The sequence below is a fragment of the Pedococcus sp. P1_H8 genome (assembly GCF_056405175.1).
Window position 1 is genome coordinate 1 of the sequence record NZ_JBFUCP010000210.1, and the last position, 466, is coordinate 466.

Sequence of the window (466 nt, forward strand, 5' to 3'; positions counted from 1 at the left end):
GGTTTCATGGAGCCGTCGGGTGACGTGCTGGGGATGCCGTTCTTCCTCATGGACCGTCTCACCGGAGTCGTCCCGCCCGACATGATGCCGTACAACTTCGGCGGCAACTGGCTCTTCGACGCCTCGCCGGAGGACCGGCGGCGCCTGCAGGACAGCACGGTGAAGGCCCTCGCGGACCTGCATTCGATCCCGGGGGCGGACGAGGTGTTTGCCTTCCTCGACCCCGACCTGCCCGGTGCCACCGCGTTGCAGCGCAACCTCGCCCGCACGCGCGCCTGGTACGAGTTCGCCGTCCGTGACCTCGAGCGCTCACCGCTGATCGACCGCGCGCTGAGGTGGCTCGAGTCCAATCTGCCGGACACCACCGAGTCGGTGCTGGTCTGGGGGGACGCCCGCCTCGGCAACGTGATGTACGTCGACTTCGAGCCGGTCGGAGTCCTCGACTGGGAGATGGCGAGTGTCGGTC

Annotated in this window: 1 protein-coding gene; it reads left to right on the forward strand. The window is 68.2% G+C overall.

What is annotated here, in order from left to right:
* A partial coding sequence (locus tag AC1DYG_RS19630) for a phosphotransferase family protein (protein ID WP_477641528.1) occupies positions 1-466 on the forward strand: 466 nt, incomplete at both ends.